The sequence below is a fragment of the Flavobacterium endoglycinae genome (assembly GCF_017352115.1).
Classification (GTDB): domain Bacteria; phylum Bacteroidota; class Bacteroidia; order Flavobacteriales; family Flavobacteriaceae; genus Flavobacterium; species Flavobacterium endoglycinae.
Map to the genome: position 1 here is coordinate 2,142,203 of NZ_CP071448.1, position 21,829 is coordinate 2,164,031.

20 protein-coding genes are annotated in these 21,829 nt (G+C 33.9%); 15 read left to right on the forward strand and 5 right to left on the reverse strand.

Going from position 1 to position 21,829, the window contains the following annotated elements:
* Positions 1-47 precede the first annotated feature (47 nt).
* Both J0383_RS09320 and J0383_RS09325 read left to right on the forward strand, forming a co-directional pair.
* Positions 48-2,513, forward strand: coding sequence for an AsmA family protein (locus tag J0383_RS09320; protein WP_207298126.1), 2,466 nt, complete (start codon positions 48-50; stop codon positions 2,511-2,513).
* 81 nt (positions 2,514-2,594) lie between these two features.
* The gene (locus tag J0383_RS09325) at positions 2,595-3,368 is read left to right on the forward strand and encodes an HNH endonuclease (RefSeq protein ID WP_207298127.1); all 774 of its coding nucleotides are present in this window, start codon (positions 2,595-2,597) and stop codon (positions 3,366-3,368) included.
* Between the two features lie 57 nt (positions 3,369-3,425).
* On the opposite strand, the gene J0383_RS09330 is transcribed toward J0383_RS09325, so the two are convergent.
* Positions 3,426-3,782, reverse strand: a complete 357-nt coding sequence (locus J0383_RS09330; protein WP_317196744.1) for a hypothetical protein — start codon at positions 3,780-3,782, stop codon at positions 3,426-3,428.
* A 230-nt stretch (positions 3,783-4,012) separates the two neighbouring features.
* Between J0383_RS09330 and J0383_RS09335 the strand changes: the two genes are divergently transcribed.
* A complete protein-coding gene (locus J0383_RS09335) occupies positions 4,013-4,327 on the forward strand; it encodes an HPF/RaiA family ribosome-associated protein (RefSeq protein ID WP_207298128.1) in 315 nt (104 codons plus the stop codon).
* Positions 4,328-4,482: 155 nt separating this feature from the next.
* Here J0383_RS09335 and J0383_RS09340 read toward each other — a convergent pair whose 3' ends face one another.
* Positions 4,483-5,145: a hypothetical protein gene (locus J0383_RS09340; protein ID WP_207298129.1), complete on the reverse strand. Its 663-nt coding sequence runs from the start codon at positions 5,143-5,145 to the stop codon at positions 4,483-4,485.
* A gap of 130 nt (positions 5,146-5,275) precedes the next feature.
* Between J0383_RS09340 and J0383_RS09345 the strand changes: the two genes are divergently transcribed.
* The 5 genes from J0383_RS09345 to J0383_RS09365 all read left to right on the forward strand — a co-directional run bounded on the left by J0383_RS09345 (position 5,276) and on the right by J0383_RS09365 (position 9,522).
* A complete protein-coding gene (locus tag J0383_RS09345) occupies positions 5,276-5,764 on the forward strand; it encodes a nuclear transport factor 2 family protein (protein ID WP_207298130.1) in 489 nt (162 codons plus the stop codon).
* A gap of 262 nt (positions 5,765-6,026) precedes the next feature.
* On the forward strand, positions 6,027-7,409 hold the full coding sequence (locus J0383_RS09350; RefSeq protein ID WP_207298131.1) for an ammonium transporter: 1,383 nt from the start codon (positions 6,027-6,029) through the stop codon (positions 7,407-7,409).
* 363 nt (positions 7,410-7,772) lie between these two features.
* The gene (gene trmB / locus J0383_RS09355) at positions 7,773-8,450 is read left to right on the forward strand and encodes a tRNA (guanosine(46)-N7)-methyltransferase TrmB (protein WP_111368046.1); all 678 of its coding nucleotides are present in this window, start codon (positions 7,773-7,775) and stop codon (positions 8,448-8,450) included.
* A 41-nt stretch (positions 8,451-8,491) separates the two neighbouring features.
* Positions 8,492-9,130, forward strand: coding sequence for a LysE family transporter (locus J0383_RS09360; RefSeq protein WP_207298132.1), 639 nt, complete (start codon positions 8,492-8,494; stop codon positions 9,128-9,130).
* Between the two features lie 65 nt (positions 9,131-9,195).
* Positions 9,196-9,522: an MGMT family protein gene (locus J0383_RS09365; protein WP_207298133.1), complete on the forward strand. Its 327-nt coding sequence runs from the start codon at positions 9,196-9,198 to the stop codon at positions 9,520-9,522.
* A 199-nt stretch (positions 9,523-9,721) separates the two neighbouring features.
* On the opposite strand, the gene J0383_RS09370 is transcribed toward J0383_RS09365, so the two are convergent.
* Entirely contained in the window at positions 9,722-11,047 is a 1,326-nt protein-coding gene (locus tag J0383_RS09370) for a sensor histidine kinase (protein ID WP_207298134.1), read from the reverse strand.
* Between the two features lie 110 nt (positions 11,048-11,157).
* Entirely contained in the window at positions 11,158-12,501 is a 1,344-nt protein-coding gene (locus J0383_RS09375; RefSeq protein WP_207298135.1) for a sigma-54-dependent transcriptional regulator, read from the reverse strand.
* Positions 12,502-12,658: 157 nt separating this feature from the next.
* Here J0383_RS09375 and J0383_RS09380 point away from each other — a divergent pair, with 157 nt between their 5' ends.
* The 3 genes from J0383_RS09380 (at position 12,659) to J0383_RS09390 (ending at position 17,306) form a co-directional block, all read left to right on the forward strand.
* Positions 12,659-13,897 (forward strand): efflux RND transporter periplasmic adaptor subunit, encoded by a 1,239-nt coding sequence (locus J0383_RS09380; protein ID WP_207298136.1) that lies wholly within the window; start codon positions 12,659-12,661, stop codon positions 13,895-13,897.
* Positions 13,898-14,037: 140 nt separating this feature from the next.
* Positions 14,038-14,745 carry an ABC transporter ATP-binding protein gene (locus J0383_RS09385; RefSeq protein ID WP_207298137.1) on the forward strand — a complete coding sequence of 236 codons (708 nt, stop codon included), beginning with the start codon at positions 14,038-14,040 and terminating at the stop codon, positions 14,743-14,745.
* A gap of 134 nt (positions 14,746-14,879) precedes the next feature.
* A complete protein-coding gene (locus J0383_RS09390; protein WP_207298138.1) occupies positions 14,880-17,306 on the forward strand; it encodes an ABC transporter permease in 2,427 nt (808 codons plus the stop codon).
* A gap of 62 nt (positions 17,307-17,368) precedes the next feature.
* Here the strand turns inward: J0383_RS09390 and J0383_RS09395 are convergent, their stop codons facing one another.
* Positions 17,369-18,988, reverse strand: coding sequence for a L,D-transpeptidase family protein (locus J0383_RS09395; RefSeq protein ID WP_207298139.1), 1,620 nt, complete (start codon positions 18,986-18,988; stop codon positions 17,369-17,371).
* 308 nt (positions 18,989-19,296) lie between these two features.
* Between J0383_RS09395 and J0383_RS09400 the strand changes: the two genes are divergently transcribed.
* The 4 genes from J0383_RS09400 (at position 19,297) to J0383_RS09415 (ending at position 21,826) form a co-directional block, all read left to right on the forward strand.
* On the forward strand, positions 19,297-20,427 hold the full coding sequence (locus J0383_RS09400; protein ID WP_207298140.1) for an Mrp/NBP35 family ATP-binding protein: 1,131 nt from the start codon (positions 19,297-19,299) through the stop codon (positions 20,425-20,427).
* 83 nt (positions 20,428-20,510) lie between these two features.
* On the forward strand, positions 20,511-20,750 hold the full coding sequence (locus J0383_RS09405) for a NifU family protein (protein ID WP_012023406.1): 240 nt from the start codon (positions 20,511-20,513) through the stop codon (positions 20,748-20,750).
* A gap of 218 nt (positions 20,751-20,968) precedes the next feature.
* Positions 20,969-21,448, forward strand: a complete 480-nt coding sequence (locus J0383_RS09410; RefSeq protein WP_207298141.1) for a hypothetical protein — start codon at positions 20,969-20,971, stop codon at positions 21,446-21,448.
* A 60-nt stretch (positions 21,449-21,508) separates the two neighbouring features.
* Complete coding sequence (locus J0383_RS09415; RefSeq protein ID WP_091490641.1) at positions 21,509-21,826, forward strand: 2Fe-2S iron-sulfur cluster-binding family protein; 318 nt, start codon at positions 21,509-21,511, stop codon at positions 21,824-21,826.
* The last annotated feature ends 3 nt before the right edge of the window (positions 21,827-21,829 follow it).

Below are 21,829 nucleotides of genomic sequence, written 5' to 3' on the forward strand. Positions count from 1 at the left end.
AATCGTTTTTTATTAGTACCTTTAATCATCCTGAAAATACCACACTTATGAAGGAAACTCTACTTCAGATCAAAACCTTTTTCCAATCTCAGCGTTTTAAAAGATATGCAAAACGTTTAGGATTTGCTTTTTTAGGATTGATTGCATTATTATTACTTGCCTCTGGAGGATTATCGATTTATTTCAATCAGAACAAAAAAGAAATCATTGCCAAAATAAACGATAAAATCAATGAAAATATCAATGGACAATTTCATGTAGGTGATTTTCATTATAAGTTTTTAACCGGTTTCCCGAATTTTACTCTGGCTTTAAAAGATGTCGAAATCAGAGACAATCAATGGAATATTCACAAACATACTTTATTAAAAGCGGATGAAATTGAAGCTCGTTTAAACATTTGGAGCTTGCTGAAACAAGAAATCAACATTCATAAAATCTTGATTAACGATGCTGATATTTACATTTATAAAGCCGAAAATGGGTATTCGAATGTAAACATCTTTAAACCCAAAAAGAAAAAAACAAAATCTGAAAAAGAAAAAACCGAAACGACCATTGAAAATGTAAACCTCAATGATGTTCATATTACAATCGACAATCAGCTGGGACATAAATTATTTGATTTTGAAGTTGCGAATCTGCAATCGAAAGTAGAATATGAAAACAACAACTGGCGTACCAACCTGTATTTAAAAACCAAAATAAACAGCCTCGCTTTTAATACCGTTCACGGAAGTTTTGCTAAGAGCAAAGATCTTGAAGGTAATTTTGATATTGCTTACTCTGAAGAGAAACAGAAAATAAATATCGAAACCCAAAAGCTCAAAATTGGTTCTGATGCATTCGACATTAAAGCTTTTTTTGATATTGGGAAAAACAGTTCCCTTTTCGGAATCAATATCGACACCAAAATTCTGTGGCGAAATGCTTCTAACCTTTTGTCGGCTAATATAACGTTTAAACTCAATCAATTCGATTTAAAGAAACCTATAAAGGTAAATTGCAGTCTGTTAGGCGATCTTAATGCGCAAGGCGATCCCAAAATTGTAGTGCAGGCACTCATAAAAAATAACGAACTTTCCATTCCCGACGGTTTGTTTACCAATTGCAGTTTCAGAGGAATTTTTACCAATAATTTCAAACCTCAAAACGGATTTAACGATCCCAATTCGGCTATTATTTTAACGCGTTTTACAGGAGATTACGAGAATATTCCGCTTACGATTCCGCAGGCTGTCATCAATAATTTAGAAAAACCTATTGCTACCGGACTTGTAAATGCCGATTTTGATGCTGCCAAACTTAACGGAATGGCAAATGAAAAAATACTTCATTTTGAAAGCGGCCATGTGCGTGCCAACTTAAAATTTCAGTTTGATATTGTCGATTTATACATCAACAAACCGCGAGTTTTAGGAAATGTTGATATTGATAAAACAACTTTCGATTATATCCCGAAAAACATTCGCGCCGAAAAAACCGATGTAAAACTATCTTTTACAGAACAAGCGCTTTACATTCAGAAGATTGCTTACAAACACAAGAAAAATATCATTCAGATCGACGGCCGAATCGATAATTTCCTAAACCTATATTACGATGCTCCCGAAAAAATGGTCGTAAACTGGAATATCTATTGTCCGAACATTGATGTAAAACAATTTTTGGGTGTTTTAAAAAGAAATCCAGCGCAAAGACCCGTCCAGAAAAAGGCGACGCAGAAAAATGTCAATTTCTCAAACCAATTAAAATCGGTAATTGAAAAATGTACTGCTGTTATCAATCTAAAAGCGGATAAAATCAATTACGGAAAACTAACCGCAACCAATACACGCGCCACTTTGCAAATGCTCAACTCAAAACTGCTGCTCAAAAACGGAAATCTGCAGACTTCTGGTGGATCTATCAATTTTAGCGGTGCTATCGAACCAAACGGTAATCATTATGTTTTCAGTTCAATGGCACAGGTAAATCGAGTGGATATTGCAAGCTTTTTAAAGTCATTTAATAACTTCGGAATTACATCTTTTAGTCCGAAAAACCTACGCGGAAAACTCAGCAGTAATGCCAATGTCACTGGATTAATGAGCAGTAAAGGCGATTTGATTGTGAATTCGATGAGAGGGAAATTAAATTTCAAAGTCACACAAGGCGCTTTACTTCACTTTGAACCCATTGAAAAAATAGGCAAACTTGCTTTTCCGCTGCGTGATGTCGAGAATATTACATTCAGCGATTTATCTGGCGATCTTAATCTGCGCGGAGAACAAGTCGATGTCAAAAATCTAACCATAAGTTCCAGCGTACTAAATTTCGATATTGAAGGAATTTATTCTTTCGGCCGAGGCACTAATCTCGCCCTTACCATCCCACTCCGAAATTCCAAAAACGACGCCCAGCTTTCCCAATCCGAACGCGACGCCGTCCGCGACCGTGGAATTGTCCTTCATTTACTAGCAGTTGATGATAATGGAAAAATGAAAATTAAGTGGGGGAAGAAGGGGAAGTAGGATTGTTTTTGTAATTTTTACTCAAAAGATATTGCACTTATTTTTATATTTGAATTTTAGCAAATTGAAATCACTACAAGAATGGCTGCAACAAGACTTTGGACAAAAGACGAATTAATTCTTGCTTTTAATTTATATCTAAAAATTCCCTTTGGAAAAACTCACACTGGTAATCCCAAAATAAATGAACTTGCGAAACTAATTGATAGAACTCCAGCATCAATTGTTATGAGACTCGGCAATTTTGCCAGTATCGATCCATTTCACATAAATAGAGGCATTAGTGGCCTACAAAATGGAATGAATCAAGTTCGTCCCATTTGGGATGAATTTTTCAACAATCAAGAAGAATTAATTTTTCAGAGTGAAAAAATTCTTGCTCAAAAACAGAATACTTCAATTGAAAACAAATATCAAGATTTACTTTCTGATATAAATAATGTGAAAGGAATAGATGTTTTAAGAACAGTAAAAACAAGAGTAAACCAATCTGTATTCAGAGAAATAATTTTAGCCAATTACAATACTAAATGCGCTATTTCAGGTATTGATATCCCAGAACTTTTATTAGCAAGTCATATAATGCCTTGGTCAAGAAATGAAGAACATCGTTTAAACCCTGAAAATGGAATTTGTTTTTCTGCTCTTTACGATAAAGCATTCGACAAAGGTTTGATTGGCATAAACCTAAACCATGAAATAATTCTTTCTGATACTATTAAAAGAAAAAAAGATACCGATTTCTATGCGCAGCATTTTAATTCTATTGAAAATCAAAAAATAATTAAAGCTCAAAAATATTCGCCAAGAAAAGAATTTCTAGAATATCATTTAGACACAATCTTCAATAAATAATTAATATTACAAAAAACCAAAAAGCCACTTCATCAGTGGCTTTTTCAATTCTATACATTATTCAACCTCAAAATAAGGATTCAATATCTCAGCTAACTCATTCAGCCAGAAATAACCTTGTTCAACCGACTTTGGATCGATTTGCAGGGTTTCACATTCTCGCATCAGAGACATGGCCAGAAGATAATTTACTTTTCGGATTGCTTTTGCGAAACTTTTAGGATCTGTGGCCTGATTGAAAAATTCATTTAACCGCAATTCTGTTTCTTTCGAAAGGGTGTTTAGACTCATAAATTTGAAGTTTAGGGATATAAAACCCATACGGGTTAGCTGTCCTACGCCTTCAAATACGCGTTGCAGTTGTTTCCAATACCGCCAGCATACCGCATGGGCAAGAAGATTTTTTGTGTTCATAATTTGAAGTTTAGGACTGCAAAGATATTAAAAAACTCCAGTGATTACATGAGATTCTTACAAATTACTTTTACACATTGCTATACATTTTTCCGTTCAATCTACTCACGAAACTTTTGGATCAAAATGAAAAATTAACCCTAAACTTTTCATAATGTTTCCTTAACTAGCTTGGCTTTTCAGGCGAAAAAAGATAAGTTTGAGTAACAATCATTAAATATAAAAGCGTTATGAAAATTCAGATCAACACCGACAAAAACATTGATGGACACGCAAGATTAGAAACCTACTTTTCTGGAGAATTAGAAAAAGGTTTAGCACGTTTTGAAGATAAAATAACTCGTATAGAAGTGCATTTTGGAGATGAAAATGGCGAGAAATTCAGCTTGCATGATAAAAAATGCGTAATTGAGGTACGTCCTGTAAAATTACAGCCAATCACTGTTACAGAACACGCCGAAACACTTGAAAAAGCCTTTAGCGGTGCTTTGAGCAAAATAAAAAAATCCCTTACTACCACATTCGAAAAAATAAAAGCGCATTAAATTTCGAAATAGATAAAAAAAGACGTTTCAATCGAAACGTCTTTTTTTATCTATTTCGAAAAGGTTCAGAACTACAAAGTGATAAAGATGCAAAGTTTTCTTTGCGCTTATTTTCGCTTTGAACCTTTGTCACTTTGCTCCTTTGTACCTCTTCCCTATGATTTTGGCAGAGGCGCTCCCACAGCAATATCGCATCTATGGCCCGGTTGTCCGTGAGGCGGGTTCATTCCTTCTGCAACTGTTTGATTTGCATCTGAACTTAACAATGCCGGAACCGGATTTGAAGCCGGCTGAGAAACTGTAAAGTTTTGTGTTGAGGTTCCGCTTACTGGAGTTGAGGTCGATGCTGTAGTTTTAGCAGCTGGAGAATTTAAAGGCGCTCCAACTGGAATATCACATCTGTGTCCTGGCTGACCATGAGGCGGATTCATTCCTTTTGCTGTTTTAACCTGAGCAGTTGTCGTAGTAGTTGTTACTATATTTTGCTGGTTCGGGTTTACTTGTACAGTCTGTCCTTGAGTTGCTGTAGTTTGTCCTTGCGCAGGCGTATTTAATGGCGCTCCAACTGGAATATCGCAACGGTGTCCCGGTTGTCCGTGCGCAGGATTTAATCCTTTAGTGTCTGCTAATACAGAATTTGGATTTGTGGTCTGCGTATTTTGCACAGCCGTTGCAGCTGGTTTAGTAGTATCTTTTGCAAGTCCTAGTCTGACTAATTCAGATGTTGCCGTAGTCTCTTGTGGTTCTAATTCTTTTTTGCAGGAAATGAAAACCATCGAAGCAATAACAAGAGAGGTTATAAAGATTTTCGAATTCATATTTGTGGTATTTTTTGAAGCACTCAAATATACTGGTTTTTTCGGGATTACACTATATATCTACTTAAAGCGTAAAACAAGTTTCATCTTTTTAAAAAATTAATACCTTTAAAGTCAAATACAATCTCTCATGAAAAAAACAATCCTATTTCTTTTATTAGCCGTTTCATTTGCAAACGCTCAAACCAACAAAGATCAAATCAACAAAACCTTAGATGCATGGCATAAAGCTGCAGGTGAAGTCAAATTTGATGCTTATTTTAATGTTTTGGCCGATGATGCCATTTACATTGGTACTGATGCGACAGAAAATTGGACCAAAAAAGAATTTTCTGTTTGGGCAAAACCTTTTTTTGACAAAGGCACAACATGGAATTTTAAAGCTCTAGAACGTCATATCTTTTTTGACAAATCTGGAAAATTAGCATGGTTTGATGAATTACTAGATACTCAAATGAAAATCTGCCGTGGTTCTGGTGTTTTAGTTAAAGTAGGAAAAGAATGGAAAATCAAACATTATGTCTTATCCATGACAATTCCGAATGATGAGGTTGATGCCGTAACCAAAATAAAATCGCCAATTGAAGATGCTTTGATCGCAAAGCTTCAAAAAAAATAAACATTTTTTGGTTTTATTCTTATAAACATAACTTTTAGAGCAGTTTACAGCATTAGATAAGAAATTAATTATAACATATTCTGCAAAAACAGCATATTTTAGAAAGTTAAAAATAAGATAGTCTCAAAAAAACAGAACGAATTTTAAAAAATTAACCAAAATTAAACAACAACCTCTAATTTAACAGCCTTCAAAACAACAATCTTTATTTTTTTTTAACTTTGACCCCAAAAAAAATAGGGTTAACAAAGTATTTTTAAAAATGAAAATAGAAAAACGCTGGATCATTTCTTTTATCATGATAAGTGTCGTGTGCACAATAGGTGCATTTTGGCCAACGGTAACAGAAAATAATTATGTTTTATCAGAATTTGGCACAACAGACAATATTGTTCCTGCCGATGTTGCTTGGATGCTTACTTCAAGTTGTCTTGTATTAATTATGACACCGGGATTATCTTTCTTTTACGGCGGAATGGTAGGCAGAAAGAACGTGATTTCTACAATGCTTCAAAGTTTTATCTGTCTTGGTGTGGTAACTCTTTTATGGGTTGTGGTGGCTTTTAGTCTTGCTTTTGGAGAACCGGTTGGTTTTGGTTCAGGAGATCATTTTTACAGTTTCTTCGGAAATCCAACTACGTTTGCTTTTATGGATTATGTGGGTGTTCTTCCTCATAAACAATTAGCAAGTACGATTCCGTTTATGCTTTTTGCTTTGTTTCAAATGAAATTTGCAATTATCTGTCCTGCAATTATCACAGGTTCATTTGCAGAACGTGTTCGTTTTATCTCGTATTTGGTATTCATTAGTTTATTTACCATTTTTATATATGCTCCTTTATGTCATGCTGTTTGGTATCCAACAGGTGTTTTAGGAAGCTATTTTGGAGTTAAAGATTTCGCTGGAGGAACTGTAGTTCATATGAGTTCTGGTTTTGCGGCTTTGGCGGGAGTTATTGTTTTAGGGAAAAGAAAAAACAGCCAGCACATTCCAACTAATATTCCGTTTGTATTATTAGGAACCGGAATGTTATGGTTTGGATGGTTTGGTTTCAACGCTGGATCGGCACTTGCAGCTAACGGAACTGCTGCTATGGCTTTTGCTACGACTACAACTTCATCTGCTGCTGCAATGTTAACTTGGATTTTCTTTGACAGAATGAACGGAAGAAAAGTTTCTGCTCTTGGCGCTTGTATTGGTGCTGTTGTAGGTCTGGTTGCAATTACACCAGCCGCAGGATTTGTTTCTGTTCCAGAAAGTATGTTCTTCGGATTTGTAACGGCTTTGGTTTCTAACACAGCTGTAAACTGTAAATATTCAAAAAGATTCGACGATACACTTGACGTTTTTGCGTGCCACGGTGTAGGCGGAATCATGGGAATGATTTTAACTGCTATTTTTGCTCATGGAGAAAATGCAAGTTTGCTTCACGGAGGATGGAGCGTTTTCGGGCATCACATGATGGCATTGGTTTTAGTATCTATCTTTACTTTCTTTGGAGCCTATTTCTTATTTAAAGTAACGAACTTCATTATTCCGTTACGAGTTTCAGAAGAATCAGAACATATCGGATTAGATTTATCGCAGCACGATGAAACACTTGACCCAAAATTAAAACCAATTACAGAACCACATTACGGTTAAAAAATTTTTTTTCCGCCACGAATTCACGAATTATTTTTAAAATAAAATTCGTGAATTCGTGGCGGAAACATTTAAAAAATATAGTCCCTACGGGACATTTTTTATTTATACATCGTTTTTTACCGATATTTTATTCCTAACGGAATAATTATAAAACACCTCATTCCTTAAATAAATCTCGTAGAGATCGAATACTTGGTAAAACAGATAATCTTCAAGTTCAAATTGTCCCGTAGGGACTATACGCAACAAACGTTAAAAAATCTTTTTTATTCGTGAATTCGTGGCGGAAAAACTTTAAAACGTAATTCCGCTATTTTCATTCGTTTATATTCCTTAATTTTGCCCAAAATTTTTGAAAAAGTGGGAAGTAAAAACAAACTAAAAAGATTCAGAGAAAACGAAACGTTCCAAAACGTTTTTCAACCAACGAGAGAAGAAGTGGTAGGCGATTTAATGCCTTTAAAAGGAAAATGGAATTCGGATTTCTTTAAGAATGATAATCCTTTGGTATTGGAATTAGGATGTGGAAAGGGTGAATATTCAGTTGGATTAGCAGAAAAATATCCCAACAAAAATTTTATCGGAATTGACATTAAAGGTGCCCGTTTCTGGCGTGGTGCTAAAACTGCAGTAGAAAACGGCCTTCATAATGTGGCTTTTGTTCGTACTCAAATCGAATTGATCGATCATATTTTTGCCGAAGGCGAAGTTGATGAAATCTGGATTACTTTCCCAGATCCGCAGATCAAATACAAAAGAACTAAACACAGAATGACCAATTCTGAATTTCTAAAATTGTACAAAAAAATCCTGAAAAAAGACGGTGTCGTAAACCTAAAAACCGACAGCGAATTTATGCACGGTTATACGCTTGGATTACTTCACGGAGAAGGCCACGAGGTATTGTACGCCAACCATAATGTTTACAAAAATGAAGGAAGCCCAGAAGTAGTAACTTCGATTCAGACATTTTATGAAAAACAATATTTAGAAATTAACAAGGCAATTACGTATATTCGTTTCAAAATTAAAGACTAATTTAATTTTGAAAAATATCTTTTAACCGCTTAAACAATTTAATGGTATATCTTACTCCATTACTTTCGGGCTTTATTGCCGCCGCAATTGGGATTATTCCTCCAGGATTAATCAACATGACGGCAGCCAAAATAAATCTGAAAGAAGGAAAAAAGAATGCCCTTTGGTTTGTCATTGGAGCGGTTTTGGTGATATTTTTTCAGGTTTATATCGCCGTTTTATTTGCGCGTGTTATAGACAATCGTCCAGATGTAGTTACACTGCTGCGTGAAGTTGGTTTTATTATCTTTTCAATCCTGACTATTTATTTCTTGTTTATTGCTAAAGAACCAAAAACAAAGAAAAAATCAAAGATTAAAAAAAGCAGCCGCAAAAGCCGTTTCTTTCTAGGAATGTTACTTTCTGCATTAAATTTTTTTCCTATTCCCTATTATGTGGTTGTAAGTGTTACACTAGCTTCATACAACCTTTTTGTATTTGAAAACACGATTATAGTAGCTTTTGTTTTAGGATCAGTTTTAGGATCTCTTGCGGTTTTATACAGTTATATTGCTTTTTTTGGAAGAATAGAAAAGAAAACCGATTATATCATGCGAAACATGAATACTATTATTGGAAGTATTACCGGTTTAGTCGCTGTTGCAACACTTTTTAATATTCTGAATTATTACTTCGGATAGAAAAATCATGGTTTTGATGGCTATTGAAATTTGAAACTTCAACAATACGTAATTTAAGATATATCATGGCTGAAGAGAATTTTTTCGAAAAAGTATACGCTGTCGCCAGACAAATTCCGTATGGAAAAGTAACTTCTTATGGCGCAATTGCTAAAGCTTTAGGAACAGCTCGTTCTGCACGAATGGTAGGCTGGGCAATGAATGCGTCTCATAATATGGATGATGTTCCAGCACATCGAGTTGTAAACCGAAAAGGACTTTTGACAGGAAAACACCATTTTGACGGAACAAATTTAATGCAGCAACTTCTAGAAAACGAAGGCATAGAAGTAGTCGATAATCAAATTGTTGATTTCGAAAAACATTTCTGGCAGCCTGAAATTGAGCTTTAACTTTTTCCTTTGTCAGGCTGAGCGAAGTCGAAGCCACGTGCCAATTGGAATGCCCTTCGACTTCGCTCAGGGTGACAATGTTTTACTTTAATTCCTGCAAGGTTTTTCAAACCCTCTAGATCTAAATATTCTTTCGTTTTACAAAAAACTTACTCAACACATTAATACCTACAAGGTTTGAAAAACCTTGCAGGAGAATCTAGATTAAACAAATTATAAAACTAGTTTTATCTTCATCGGTTTGGTAGCTTAAATAACCACCATGCGCTTCGATGATGTTTTTAGAAAGCGTTAAACCAATTCCTGCGCCATCTTTTCTGGTGGTGAAAAACGGAAGAAATACTTTGTCTTGAATCTCCGGATCGATTCCTTTTCCGTTGTCTGAAATCGTAATGAAAAAACGATTGTTTTCAGTATGACTTGACACATATAATTTCTTTTCTGACTTTTCTTTTAAGGCATAAATGCTGTTGGTAATCAAATTGATAATCACCTGCTCCATTTGATTTTTATCAATCATTATCGATCTTGAACTGTGAATTTCGTTTATCAATTCGATATTTTCGGCTTTTAAGATTGGACTCATCACTCGAAGACAATCTTCAAAAAGAGCATTTATCGGAACCATTTGTTTGGCTGGTGTGGGCAGCATCGCCAGTTTACGGTAATTTTCTACGAAAACCTGTAAGTGATCACTTCTATTGATAATGGTCGAAATACTTCCTTTTATATCTTCAAAATCGTCTTCTTCTAACTTTTCCTGATCGACAATGTGAAGTAAATTCTGCGAAAGCGCGCGAATAGGCGTTAAGGAATTCATCAATTCATGCGAAATAATTTTCATCAGGTTTATCCAGGCTTCTTTTTCTTTTTTCTCGATCACACGCTGAATACTATCCAATAAAATGATAAAATATTCTTTGTTATACGTTTTTGTTTTAGACGTTTGAAGCATAAAAGTCTGGAGATCTTGTTCTTCAATTTTAATCGAAATCGCTGATTTTAATTCGCTGAAATCTTCTTTCTCTATTTCATGACAAAGCGAAGGCAGATAATTTTTAAGGTATTTCCAATGGCTGATTTTCGGCACTTTAAACAAATCCGAAAAGCAGTCATTCATTAAAAAAACACCCCATTCTTCATTTTCTTTTTCAAGAATCAAAGCAGCTGTATCAATATTGTTCAAAAGCGAACGATAGATCAATTCTTTTGAAGTTTGTTCCTGCTGTCTTTCTTTCAGCGTTTCGTATAAAAGATACAAACTCTGGAAATTGTCTTTTTTATTTTCTTCTGGAAAATTCGTCGAAAAATCGTTCTGCAGAATCGAAAGTAATGTACGATCGTAAAACTGAAGCTGGTTTTTGACATAAAAATACATTTCGGCCAGCATCATAAAAACGAAAAAACCAACCAAAAGGGCGTTGTAGTAAAATGTTTTATATATCAGGAAAACGCAGAAAAAAAAGAGTATCATTACAAATAAAACTCTAACAAATAATGCGTTATAAAATTTCCAGTTTTTCATTGGTATATTTTTGTTTTACTGCTAAAAATTTAGTTTCAGCAGATAAAGAAAAACTTAATTCTTAATTCTTAATTCTTAATTCTTAATTCTTAATTCTTAATTCTTAATTCTTAATTCTTCAAATCGTATTTTTCAATTCTTCTGTACAAAGCAGCTCTTGATAATCCAAGTTCTTCGGCTGTTTTACTAATATTGCCGTGGTGTTTTAAAAGTGCTTTTTCAATGGCAGTTTTTTCCATTTCAGACAATGGATTATCATCATTTTCTTGAATATCTTCAAAATCAAGAATATTCAAATCCGTTACAGAAATTGTATTGTTATCCGCCAGAATTAAAGCGCGTTCGATTTTATTTTCCATTTCACGCACATTTCCTTTCCACGGATAACGTTCTAAATAAGGCGCTACATTATCATCAAACTGCCAATTTTCCTGATTGTATTTTTGAGCAACTTGTTTGAGGATAAAATTTGCCATTGGAACAATATCTTCTTTTCGTTCTCGTAAAGGCGGCAGATTAATATCCATTGTATTAATGCGATACAGTAAATCTTCTCTAAAAGTTTTGTTTTTTACCTCTGCTTTAATGTCATTATTAGTTGCCGAAACGATTCTGACATTCAAAGGTCTAGCTTTGCTTTCGCCCAAACGTGTCACCGTTTTAGTCTGCAATACATGTAATAATTTCGATTGAAGATGAAGCGGAATATTTCCTATTTCATCTAAAAAAATCGTTCCGTTTTGCGCGGCTTCGAATCTTCCGGCAGTATCGGTTTTTGCATCGGTAAAAGCTCCTTTTGTGTAGCCAAAAAGTTCGCTTTCGAATAAATTTTCACTTAAAGAACCTAAATCAACATGTACAAAAGGCTGATTTTTTCTTTCTGAATTCTGATGAATAAATTCGGCAAAAACATATTTTCCGGTTCCGTTTTCACCTAAAATCAAAACATTTGCATCCGTTTTAGCCACTTTTTCGGCAATGGCGTATGCTTGTTTTATTTTTTGTGAAGTTCCTGTAAAATACCTTCTTTCGGTATTTTCAACCACAGTTTTTTTATTGTTTTTCCTGCTTTCGGCGACAGCCTTATCTATGGTTTCCAGTAGTTTTTCGTTATTCCAAGGTTTCAAAACATAATCAAAAGCACCAATTTTAATTCCTTCAACTGCCGTTTCGATTTTACCAAAAGCGGTCATTAAAATAACTATTGTATTAGGCGAAAGCGTTTTAATTTCTTTCAGCCAGTGAATCCCTTCTCTCCCATCTTCAAAACCAATTCTGTAATTCATATCCAATAAAACCACATTGATTTCATTTTCGGTCAATGCCGAAATAATATTTTTAGGACTGTTTGCTGTAAAAATGGTTTCGAAATGTTTCTTGAGAATCATTTTTGCCGAAAAAAGGATTTCTTCCTGATCGTCGACAATTAATATTTGGGCCTGCTTTTTTCTCATGCTGTATTTTTTTGTTCGATTCTGAACGGTCAACTGTTCATTATCGAACACTCATTTTTTGGATTGTTTTTAGAGTCTCTTTAAAATCAGTGCTTTACAAAAAATAAATTTTGTGGCACAGTATTTACCTATTGGTAATCAGTAAATTATTTAAAAAATGGACAAGGTAATTCCTCGTAAAAATAGAAAATTTAGATATCTCTCAATAGCAATTGGAGTTTTTTTAGTTTTGGCTGTCATTGTATTTTTTTCTTTTAATTCAAAAAGAACTTTAAATGTAAAAGCTGATGAACTATCTATTCAAAAAGTAGAAAAAGCATATTTTGAAGATTTTGTTGTTTTTCAAGCCAAAGTCGAACCTCTAAATGTTATGCTGGTAAATGTTACAGAAGGAGGATCTGTAAAAGAGATTTTTGTCGAAAATGGCGCTATGGTTACCAAAGGACAATCTTTGGCTCGTTTGTACAACCCCAACACAGAATTGAATTACCTGACTCAGGAAACTGCCATTATTGAACAAATCAACAATTTAAATACTGGAAAATTAAACATTAGAAATCAGGAATTGAATTTAACCAAAGATTTGGTTTTGATCGAACATGATTATAACGATGCTAAAAGATTGTATGATGTAAACGCTAAATTGTTTGCTAAAGATGTGATTTCAAAAAACGACTGGAATACTTTTAAAGAAAGTCTTCGTTTTCAAGAAGAGCGTCGAAAAACGATTCAGCAGAGCATTCAAAAAGAAAAACAATCGAATCAGGTTCAGATTTCACAAATTAACCATTCTATCCAAACTATGGAAAAAAGTCTTGATATTTTAAGAAACAATAAAAAGAATTTCTTGATTACAGCTCCAGCATCGGGTCGATTGACTTCTTTTGAACCTGTTTTAGGAAAAACATTTCAAGCGGGTGAAAGCATCGGAAAAATCGATTCTAAACAAGGTTATAAATTAGCTGCAAATGTGGATGAGTTTTATCTAGAAAAAATTCGCGAAGGTTTAAAAGGCCAAGTTGAATTTAAAGGAAAAACACTTGAGGTAATTGTAACCAAAGTAATTCCAGAAGTTAAAAACGGACATTTTATTGTCGAACTGGCTTTTGCTTCTAAAGAAGATATTACGCTGCAGGATGGTTTAAGCTTTGGAGTAAAACTGGTATTATCTGAGAAAAACAAAATTTTAGTACTTCCAAAGGGTATTTTCAGTCAGGAAACTGCCGGAAAATGGATCTTTGTAGTGAAAGGAAATAAAGGAGAAAAGCGTTTCATAAAATTAGGTCGAGAAAATCCATCGTATTATGAAGTTCTAGAAGGTTTGAAAGAAGGAGAATCGGTAGTGATTTCATCTTATTCGGATTATAAAGATATTGAAGAGCTTTCTATTCAGTGATTTTCAGTCCCAGTTTTCAGTTTCAGTTGACAGTCGCAGTAAGCATTAATACACAATTCACAACTTACAATTCACAATTCACAATTATAAAAAATCAATCATCAATCAAAAAACGTAATAATAACTAATCTTTAAAAACTATGATAACAATACAAAACTTAACCAAAGTATTTAGAACAGAAGAAGTTGAAACTGCTGCATTGAGCGGTATTAATTTAGAAATCAAAAAAGGAGATTTCCTAACTATCATGGGACCTTCTGGATGCGGAAAATCAACTTTATTAAATATCATTGGTCTTTTGGACAGTGCTACTGACGGAAGTTACAAACTTCTGGATCAGGAAATGATTGGTTTAAAAGAAAAAGGAAGAGCACAGGTGCGTAAAGAAAACATCGGGTTTATTTTCCAGAATTTTAACTTGATCGACGAACTTTCGGTTTATGATAATATCGAATTACCGCTGCTTTACAACAACGTAAAAGCTTCTGAAAGAAAACAAAAAATTGAGGCCATTGCCGAAAAATTAAATATTTCTCATCGTTTAAAACATTTTCCGCAGCAACTTTCGGGAGGTCAGCAGCAAAGAGTTGCCGTAGCAAGAGCTTTGGTAAATGATCCTAAAATTATTTTAGCCGATGAGCCTACAGGAAATCTTGACAGTAAAAACGGTAACGAAGTAATGGAACTTTTAACGGATTTACATGCTAAAGGTGCTACGATTTTGATGGTTACCCACTCTGATTATGATGCTTCTTTTTCGCAAAGAACCATTCATATGAAAGACGGAGTTATATTCTCTGAAAAATTAAATCAGAGAAATGTAGATGTTTTTATGGACGCTAAATAATCAAAAGATGATCAAAATTATTGTTACTGCACTCGTAATTCTGGTAGAATTTGTATGCAAAATTTTTACTCTTTTATAAAATATAAAAGTCTTACCATTTTAAAAAATAACCAACAACTATAAAAACCCATACCATGATTTTTAACTGGTTTAAAATATTTATTTATCATTTAAAGCAAAGCAAACTTTTTTCGTTTTTAAATGTTTTAGGATTAAGTATTGGGATTGCCAGTATCATTTTTGCCATTTTGTACTGGAATAATGAACACTCTTATGATCAATGGAATCCTGAAAAAGAGAATTCTTATTTGGTTCTGAACAAAATTGGCAGCGGAGATATCTGGCCTACAAGTTCAATTCCGTTTGGAGAAGCTTGTAAAGCTACTATTCCTGAAATCGAAAAAGTTTGTTTTCTGAACACTTGGTACGACGAAGAGGTAATCAAATACCGCGAACAAAAAATGTTAGTGAAAAAGATCATGGTTTCTGACGAGAATTTCTTTGATTTTTTCCCTTTTGAAATTATAAAAGGTGCCAAACAAAATATCCTGAAAGAGAAAAATAGTGTTGCCGTTTCTGATGAACAAGCACAATTACTTTTTAAAGATGAAGACCCAATTGGCAAATCTATTTCATATAATAACAACGAGTATACTGTAAAAGCCGTTTATCATCTCATCAAACCATCATCTATAGAACCTAATTATGTATTCAGCGGTGTAAAAAGAGAAAACGATTTAAACAGCTGGGGGAATTTTAATTATGGTTTAATGATTAAAATTAAAAAAGGCGCTGACGTTGCTTCCGTTTTAAAGAAAATGCACCACGTAAATTATGTAAACAGAACTGTAAAAGATGCTAAAGAAAGCGGTCAGACTGTTGAACAATACATTAAAGAAAATGGTGAAATTGAGATTATTTTAGACCAATTGAAAAATTCACGTTTGTATGGCACAAAGAGTTCTGGAGGAGCTAATTTCCCAGAAGGATATGGTAATTTAAAACTGCTTTACATTATGGCCGGATTATCGATTTTGATTTTGGTTTTATCTCTTGTAAATTATATCAATCTGGCAACGGCTTCGGCTATAAAACGCGCTAAAGAAGTAGGTGTTCGTAAAATTGTGGGTGCTTCAAAAAACCAGATAATTGTACAGTTTATTTTCGAAACGGCTATTATTGTTACCCTTGCTATTTTGTTTGCACTTGCCATTGTCGAACTTTCTCTGCCATATTATAATACATTTTTGCGAAAAACTTTGACTATGAATGGCGGCGAATTTTACCTGCAGCTCATTTTGATTTTTGGATTAGTAATCATTCTTGCGGGTATATTCCCTGCCATTTATATCTCAAATTTTGAAACTTTAAAAGTTTTGAAAGGCAATTTCTCCAGAAGTAAAAGCGGTATCTGGATTCGAAATTCAATGCTAATCTTCCAGTTTGGAATTGCGGCCTTTTTCATTATTGGAGCTTTGATTGTTAACTCTCAGGTTGATTATATGATGAACAAAGATTTGGGATTTAGCGGCGATCAGGTGATTTCTATTCCGTACAACAAACCCGACAGGTCTAAAAGAACCGAACAATATTTAGTTGATAAAGAAGAAATCAAAAAGATTCCTGGTGTTGTAGATGTAACTACTTTTGCGGGTTCTTTTGGCGGAAGCACCAATTCTAGTTCTGGATTTAAACACAATGGTATTTTCGTACAGCCCCGAAATGTTGAAATGGATTTTGGCTTTCTTGATATGATGAAAATCAAAATTGTTCAAGGACGTGATTTATCGCCAAAGTTTGCCTCAGATACCGTAAGCAGTATGTTAATGAACGAAACACTGGTTAAAGCACTTAATCTTAAAAATCCAATTAATACTATCATCACTTCAGGATGGGGGAATGAAAAAGGAAATTTAAAGTTTAAAATTGTTGGGGTTGTAAAAGATTTCAATATAACAGGATTACAGAACAAAGTACCACCAATGGTTTTTATAAATCTTGAAACTTTGAAGTGGAATAATTTTAATGATGTACTGGTAAAAGTTTCTGCAAATAATTTAACAGAAACGTTAGAAAAATTGAAATCATACTGGGAGAAAAACGTAAACTCAGATTATCCTTTTGATTACGAATTTGTTAATAAAAAATTTGCTAAAACTTATGAGGAGCAAGTAAATCAAAAAAACCTGTTTTTCATTCTAAATTTAGTCGTAATCATAATTGCCGTGTTTGGATTATTTGCTTTGGCATCATTTTCGATGGAAAGAAGACTGAAAGAAATTGCAATTCGTAAAACATTAGGAGCAGAAACCGATATCCTGCTGAAGGAATTATCAAAACAATACATTGTTTTCTGTTTAATGGGATTTGCAATAGGAATTGTACCAGCTTATATTTTATTACAAAAATGGCTGGAAGATTTTGCTTTCAGAATCAATATTTCAGTTGTTCCGTTTAGCGCGGCATTACTTTCATTGTTAATCCTGACCTTGCTGATTGTTTTGGCAAAAGCCTATCAGGTAACTAAAATAGATGTATTGAAATATTTAAAATACGAATAACTTGTAGACCATTTTTTTATAAAAATCCCCTTTAGATACGAGAATCTAAAGGGGATTTGGTTTTATTTCATACTTACAGAATCATTAGAATACAGCAGTTTATCTAAACTTGAATCACGATCGTAAACATCTGGATAAAAACCAATTTCTCCGTCATCGTTTACCCAAGCAGTAAAATATCCTATGTAAATTGGAATTTTATTTTTAAGAATACAAGGTGTTTCTTTTTCTCCGCTCATCGCGCTATTAATTTTATCAACTGGCCAATCTGGATCGTCTTTTAATATTTCCATCGCCAGCTTTTTGGCATCTCTTACATTAATACAGCCATGGCTAAAAATACGTTTTTCAAAGTCAAACAAACTTTTCGCTGGAGTATCATGCAAATAGATATCATTTGGATTAGGAAACATGAATTTAACTAATCCTAACGAATTATTGGGTCCTGGTTTTTGTCTTACAGCACCTCCATTCCATTCCATATTATGATCGGCCAAATAATTTTTATCCTCGGCCATTTTAAGTTTCAGCTCATTTTTTATAATGCTGGCAGGCACATACCAGTAAGGACTGAATACAATTCTGTCGATTTTCCCGCTAAAAATAACCGTTTCGGTCATTCGTGTTCCTACGAATACGTCAGATACTAAATCGTATTTTCCGTCTTTCACATACACCAATCTGAAAGAAGGAATATTTACCATTATGTATTCTCTAGCGCTGGCAAGTTCTGTTGGAATCCATCGGCATCTTTCCATATTCAGCATAATCGTTTTAATTCTATTGCTGATGGGTTCATTCATTTGATCGATTTGTTCTTTTGTAAAAGTATAATTCAGTTTCAGTCCATATCGTTTTTTATACTTCAAAACGGCATCCATCATTTCTTGGTCATAATATTGACTTTTCGAATCTTCTTTTAAATCACCCACTACAAATAAACGTTCCCTAATCTGTTGAACGACTTTTCCGCTGTCTAAAGGTTTTAATTCTTTGTAATTCGCTTCATCAATTTCGATTTTTTTCCAAAGACCTTTTTTCTCAAAACTTCGATATTTTTTTAATACGTTCTGAAGTCTGTAATATTGATCCACCAACAGATTTTCGTCCTTATTCAATCGATCTGGATCTGCCATAAGCGAATCTAGAATTTTGTCATACGAAATAGTTTTGGCAGGCAGAAACCAGCCAATTTTTTTTAAAGTCTGAGCATCAACGCCTGAATACACGTTACTGGCGTAAAACACATACATGTTCGACAATAAAAGTTCGGTCTCTGATTTTGGAAGTTTATTCGATACGTTTTCATTAAAAATATCATCAATCAAATCTTTATAAGGCATTTGGGCTTTTATTCCCTGATCGTTTAAAAGATTCACTTTATGATACAATAGTGCCCCAAATTCGCTGACATTTTTATCATCGTGCCAAATCAAGTTGTAGTCCTTCTTTTTATACAATTCTTCAACATCTTTCTGGTATACTTTCAATTTAGGATACTTTTTATAAAAGCTGTTTATTTCAGCCACGCTGATCGTGCCAAAAGAAAAAGCATTTATCTTGTACACATTTTCAAATTCAGTGAGATCGTTTTTTAGCTTTTTAGCATTTGCAGCTGGGCTAAAGGAAAACATTAAAAAACAACCAGCAATAATTACAGATAAGAAAGTAAAATTTCGCATATTTTTAAGGTTTAAATTTTAAACAAAAACTATTTGGAAATCTTAGATTTAAGGCAAATCAAATTTAATCAAGATTATCGAGAATTCTTACATTTTAGAGTACGAATTTCATACCTGTTTATATTGCATGTTCTTCAAAGGAATCCTCAAAAACAAACATCCATCATTTTGAATAATCTCAATATCAATAAATACAATTCAAAAGTCGGTAAATCCGAACTTAATCTGTTATCTTTGCAGTCTGAAATCAGTTTAAATTAACATAGGATTTTCAAATTGATTTCATTCATACATAATAGCACAATAAAATGAAATTAGATAGAAAAGAAATTCTTAAAGCTTTAGAATCAATTACTATAGCCGGAGAAGGAAAAAATATGGTCGAAAGCGGTGCCGTTGCAAACGTTCTCACTTTTGGTGATGAAGTTGTAGTTGACTTAGTATTGCATACACCAGCCATGCATATCAAAAAAAGAGCAGAAGACGATATTAAAAAAACAATCCACGAATTGATATCGGCTGATGCAAAAGTAAAAGTAAATATTAAAGTTGAAACTCCTGAAAAAGCCGAAATTAAAGGTCGCGCTATTCCAGGAATTAAAAATATTATTGCTGTTGCTTCTGGAAAAGGAGGAGTTGGAAAATCAACTGTTACAGCAAACCTTGCCGTTACATTGGCTAAAATGGGGTTTAAAGTTGGGGTTTTAGATGCCGATGTTTACGGCCCTTCAATGCCTATTATGTTTGATGTTGAAAACGAAAAGCCGGTTTCGACAACAGTTGACGGAAAGTCAAAAATGAAGCCAATTGAAAGCTACGAAATCAAAATGCTTTCTATCGGATTTTTTACAGCTCCAAGCCAAGCAGTAATCTGGAGAGGTCCAATGGCTGCTAAAGCCTTAAACCAAATGATTTTTGATGCAGACTGGGGCGAATTAGACTTTATGCTTCTTGATTTACCTCCAGGAACAGGAGATATCCACCTTTCTATCATGCAGTCGCTTCCAATTACTGGAGCGGTTGTAGTAAGTACACCTCAAGCAGTTGCTCTTGCCGATGCTAAAAAAGGAGTTTCTATGTTTATGCAGGACAATATTAACGTTCCAGTTTTAGGAATTATTGAAAACATGGCTTATTTTACGCCAGAAGAATTGCCAAATAACAAATATTACATCTTTGGGCAAGAAGGTGCAAAAAACCTTGCTGCTGATTTAGATGTGCCATTTTTAGGTGAAGTTCCAATCGTACAATCCATTCGTGAAGCGGGTGACTACGGTCGTCCTGCTGCATTGCAGACTGCATCGCCAATCGAAGGTGTTTTTGAAGCAATTACACGAAATGTAGTGCAGGAAGTAGTAAGCAGAAATGAAAGTCTTCCAGCTACTGAAGCAATTAAAATTACAACAATGGCAGGTTGTTCTGCAGTTAAGAAAAATTAGATAATTGAGATAATGTGTCAATTAGATACTGTAAAATAATTTTCTAATTAGCACATTTCTTTAATATTGATACTTTAAATATTATGACAACAGAAGAATTAACAAATAATGTTTTATTGGCCTTAGACGAGATTAGGCCTTTCTTGAAATCTGATGGCGGAGATATTACATTAATCTCCATCGACGATGATAAACATGTTAAGGTGCGTCTTGAAGGAGCCTGCATTAGCTGCAGTGTAAATCAAATGACATTAAAAGCTGGAGTAGAAACTACTATTAAAAAATATGCACCTCAAATTGAAACTGTGGTGAATATAATGTAACAAAAACAATCTTTTTGTTTCTTACACCGCGGTCTTTCAATTAACAAGAATAGTAGGCCTTTAATGGATTAAAATCAAAATAATTCATTTAAAAGCCAATTTTATATAGTGTTTTTGAGGATTTGATAAAAAACAATACAAAGTTTTAAGAGTTTTAGTTCATTATTTGTTACATTTTTAACTTAAATTTGTGACATAACCCTAAAAATCTTAAATGTATGAAGAATTTTTACGCTCTATTTATTTTATTGTTCGTTGCAGCAGGGAGTTACGCGCAAAATAAAACAGTTGTTGTGGACAAGGCTTGGGTAAATGAGTCTGAAGAATGGTCAGATTTTACGTATTCTGGAAAAATTGTCTTTTCGATTAATCCAAATGACCCGCCTGGAACCTTAAGTATTGGAAATTATGATTTCTTGTACGATTTTGTAGAAGGAAAAGGAAAATTCGCAAATAAAACAACTTACAGTTCTGCTCAGTTTTTAAATCCAAGAAAGGTTTCTGTAACTACCGACAAACAGGGAGTTTTAAACTCTACTTACGAAGGAACATTAATTTTTCAATCTGATAGAGATTATTACTCTGTAATAGCAGTTGTCACTATTCTTGAAAAGAACGACAGTGTTTTAGGAGTAAAAATGCGCCTTAAAGAAAGTAACAGAAAAGAATACGCGTTTAGCACAAAACCTACGAGTTAATATTAAATACAGGATTTTTTCACGTTATAAAATCCTACCAATAAAATTCCAATAATTAAAATGGATGTATTAATCAAGATTAAAGATCGAGAAGGAGTTATACACGAATTACAAGCTCCAACTGATATGGCAATGAACATAATGGAGTTATGCAAAGCATACGAACTTCCTGTTGAAGGAACCTGCGGAGGAATGGCAATGTGCGCTTCCTGCCAGTGTTATGTTTTAAATGATGTTGCATTACCAGAAATGGGTGACGATGAAGAAGCCATGCTGTCGGAAGCATTTTATGTTAAATCTAATAGTCGTTTAGGCTGTCAGATACCAATTACTGAAGATTTAGAAGGTTTAGAGCTGGAATTAGCTCCTGAATACTAAAAA

Coding starts and splice junctions, on each gene's coding strand:
- J0383_RS09330 (WP_317196744.1), bottom strand. CDS start 3,782: ATGAACACAAAAAATCTTCTTGCCCATGCGGTATGCTGGCGGTATTGG.
- J0383_RS09415 (WP_091490641.1), top strand. CDS start 21,509: ATGGATGTATTAATCAAGATTAAAGATCGAGAAGGAGTTATACACGAA.
- J0383_RS09350 (WP_207298131.1), top strand. CDS start 6,027: ATGAAAATAGAAAAACGCTGGATCATTTCTTTTATCATGATAAGTGTC.
- J0383_RS09390 (WP_207298138.1), top strand. CDS start 14,880: ATGATTTTTAACTGGTTTAAAATATTTATTTATCATTTAAAGCAAAGC.
- J0383_RS09335 (WP_207298128.1), top strand. CDS start 4,013: ATGAAAATTCAGATCAACACCGACAAAAACATTGATGGACACGCAAGA.
- J0383_RS09395 (WP_207298139.1), bottom strand. CDS start 18,988: ATGCGAAATTTTACTTTCTTATCTGTAATTATTGCTGGTTGTTTTTTA.
- J0383_RS09400 (WP_207298140.1), top strand. CDS start 19,297: ATGAAATTAGATAGAAAAGAAATTCTTAAAGCTTTAGAATCAATTACT.
- J0383_RS09410 (WP_207298141.1), top strand. CDS start 20,969: ATGAAGAATTTTTACGCTCTATTTATTTTATTGTTCGTTGCAGCAGGG.
- J0383_RS09325 (WP_207298127.1), top strand. CDS start 2,595: ATGGCTGCAACAAGACTTTGGACAAAAGACGAATTAATTCTTGCTTTT.
- J0383_RS09365 (WP_207298133.1), top strand. CDS start 9,196: ATGGCTGAAGAGAATTTTTTCGAAAAAGTATACGCTGTCGCCAGACAA.
- J0383_RS09405 (WP_012023406.1), top strand. CDS start 20,511: ATGACAACAGAAGAATTAACAAATAATGTTTTATTGGCCTTAGACGAG.
- J0383_RS09360 (WP_207298132.1), top strand. CDS start 8,492: ATGGTATATCTTACTCCATTACTTTCGGGCTTTATTGCCGCCGCAATT.
- J0383_RS09320 (WP_207298126.1), top strand. CDS start 48: ATGAAGGAAACTCTACTTCAGATCAAAACCTTTTTCCAATCTCAGCGT.
- J0383_RS09340 (WP_207298129.1), bottom strand. CDS start 5,145: ATGAATTCGAAAATCTTTATAACCTCTCTTGTTATTGCTTCGATGGTT.
- J0383_RS09375 (WP_207298135.1), bottom strand. CDS start 12,501: ATGAGAAAAAAGCAGGCCCAAATATTAATTGTCGACGATCAGGAAGAA.
- J0383_RS09385 (WP_207298137.1), top strand. CDS start 14,038: ATGATAACAATACAAAACTTAACCAAAGTATTTAGAACAGAAGAAGTT.
- J0383_RS09370 (WP_207298134.1), bottom strand. CDS start 11,047: ATGAAAAACTGGAAATTTTATAACGCATTATTTGTTAGAGTTTTATTT.
- J0383_RS09380 (WP_207298136.1), top strand. CDS start 12,659: ATGGACAAGGTAATTCCTCGTAAAAATAGAAAATTTAGATATCTCTCA.
- J0383_RS09345 (WP_207298130.1), top strand. CDS start 5,276: ATGAAAAAAACAATCCTATTTCTTTTATTAGCCGTTTCATTTGCAAAC.